At 71.8% G+C, this 2,092-nt stretch carries 3 protein-coding genes and 1 pseudogene; all 4 read right to left on the bottom strand.

Going from position 1 to position 2,092, the window contains the following annotated elements; all coding sequences use genetic code 11:
* Window positions 1-272, bottom strand: a pseudogene (locus BN11_RS24385) (DUF3105 domain-containing protein); the annotation flags it as partial.
* A 30-nt stretch (window positions 273-302) separates the two neighbouring features.
* On the bottom strand, window positions 303-1,043 hold the full coding sequence (locus BN11_RS18955; protein ID WP_048699922.1) for a cytochrome c biogenesis CcdA family protein: 741 nt from the start codon (window positions 1,041-1,043) through the stop codon (window positions 303-305).
* A gap of 2 nt (window positions 1,044-1,045) precedes the next feature.
* Complete coding sequence (locus tag BN11_RS18950; RefSeq protein ID WP_235435553.1) at window positions 1,046-1,633, bottom strand: TlpA family protein disulfide reductase; 588 nt, start codon at window positions 1,631-1,633, stop codon at window positions 1,046-1,048.
* Between the two features lie 79 nt (window positions 1,634-1,712).
* Window positions 1,713-2,092 (bottom strand): ArsR/SmtB family transcription factor (locus BN11_RS24380; protein WP_083433887.1); only part of this gene is annotated, 380 nt, incomplete at its 5' end.

The raw sequence follows: 2,092 nt of genomic DNA, 5'->3' as shown, positions 1-2,092 counted from the left end.
TCGTACCGCACCGGCTGCTGGACATGGCTGGCCGACAGGTCACTGAAGGTCGCAACCCCTTCGATGTCGCCCGATGCTGCCTCAGTGACTTCGGCGGCGCGCCGCTGCTCGCCGACGAGCACGACAGCCGTCGCTCCGATGAGGACCCCGGCCACGAGCACGCTCGTGCCGGTGATGACCGCCGTGCGGCGGCGTTCGGCGCGCCGCTGCTGCTCGCGGATCTCGGCCAACCGGGCAGCGCGTTCGGCCGCTTCGTGCTTACGGGTTGCCATCAGTGGAGGCCTTTCGCTCTTCGACGTCGTTCACAGGACGGTGGTGTAGCCCGAGATCGTGGACTGCAGGCCTCGCATCAGGTGGTCCCACACCCCGGTGGCCAGCAGCAGACCGGTGGTGATGAGCATGACCGCACCAGCGCGTTTGATCCCCACGGTGTGCCCACGTGCCCACTGGGTCGCCGTCAGTGCCCGCCGCATGCCCAGACCGACCGCGATGAACGGGAGACCGAGCCCGGCGGCGTAGACCGCGGCCAGCGTCGCCCCGCGCCCGGCGCTGGCCTCGGTGAACGCCAAGGTCTGCACCGTGGCGAGGGTCGGGCCCAGGCACGGTGTCCAGCCCAGTCCGAAGGTGACCCCCATCAGCGGGGCGCCGACCAGGCCCGACTTGGGACGCAGCCGCGGCAGCAGCTGGCGCTGGGACCGGGGCAGCCAGCCGGCGAAGACCAGACCCATGACCACGACCACGACGCCCAGGACACGGGTGAGCACCGCTTGCGAGGACTGCAGCGTCGCGCCAAGACCGCCGAAGAGGGCGCCGTAGGCGACGAAGACCGAGGCGAACCCCAGGATGAACAAGGCAGTACCCTTCACCACCGGACGTCGCCGCGTCGCGACGCCCTCATCGAGCAAGGGGCCGCCAGCGACGTAGGACACGTACCCGGGCACCACGGGCAGCACGCACGGGGACACGAAGGAGATCAGCCCCGCCAGGGCTGCGACGGCCACGGCGGCCAGCATCGGGCCGGTCGCGACCAGGTCTTGGAGCATGCTCACGACGACGTGGCGGGCTCGGCCAGGACCGTGTCCAGCAGGGCGGTCAGGGTCGACTCCTGCACCGCGCCGAGGACGCGCGCCGCCGGCCTCCCGTCCCGGTCCAGGAGCAGGGTCACCGGGACCCCGGCTCCGGGGAGGTGATCGGCCAGGCTCAGCAGGGCCTTGCCATTCCTGTCGTCGATGCTCGGGTAGGTGATCCCGTAGCTGTCCTCGAACGCGATCGCCGCGGCCGGATTGTCGCGCACGTTGACCCCGACGAACCGCACTCCCTGGTTCGCGTATGCAGCCGACGTGGCGGCAAGGATCGGCGCCTCCTCCCGGCACGGCGCACACCACGAACCCCACACGTTGATCACCACGACGTCGCCGCGCCATGCGGCGATGTCGATCGCCTCACCAGTCAGCCCGGTTCCCGACAGTGCCACCGGTCCAGCCCGGTCCTCAGGTGCGTACTCCGTCACCGTCCTGCTGCCCGCAGTCACTGAGGACCCCCCGAGCGCCGCGCCTTGGCCCGCCGACAGGAAGCCGGTGAGCTGGACCGCCACCACGCCTGCAGTGACGAGGACCAGGACCAGGAGGATCACCCGCGGGCCGGTCAGTGGCCGGCGCGGCCGCGCCCGTGCGGGCGATCCCTGGACCGGAGGTCCGCCGGCCGCGGTCGGCTCATCCACGAGCGGTGATCAGCTCTGCGGCGACGCCCAGGGCGTCCAGTAGCGCCGCGCCCTGGGAGGTCAGCCGGCACATGACCAGCTTGCCGTGCCGGCGGGAGGTCACCAGGCCGGCGCGGCGCAGAACGCGCAGGTGGTGCGAGACCAGGTTCGGCGCGGCGCCGACGACCCACGCCAGATCGCAGACGCACAGCTCGGCCCCGAGGGCCAGGGCCGTTGCCGTGCGAAGGCGCACCGGGTCCGCCAGTGCCTTGGCAGTAAGCGCCATCGCCTGGGAGCGGTGCGCCTTCGGCAGGGCTGCGCGGACCGACTCGGCGCGCGCCACGTCCAGGCACAGCAGGTCGCACGCCTCGGCCGTCATGCGGTCATGGTAGC

Origin of the sequence: Nostocoides australiense Ben110 (genome assembly GCF_001050535.1) — a bacterium.
Classification (GTDB): Bacteria; Actinomycetota; Actinomycetes; order Actinomycetales; family Dermatophilaceae; genus Nostocoides_A; species Nostocoides_A australiense.
The sequence above is the reverse complement of the archived record's forward strand: the minus strand, read 5'-3'. Positions and strand labels throughout refer to the sequence as shown.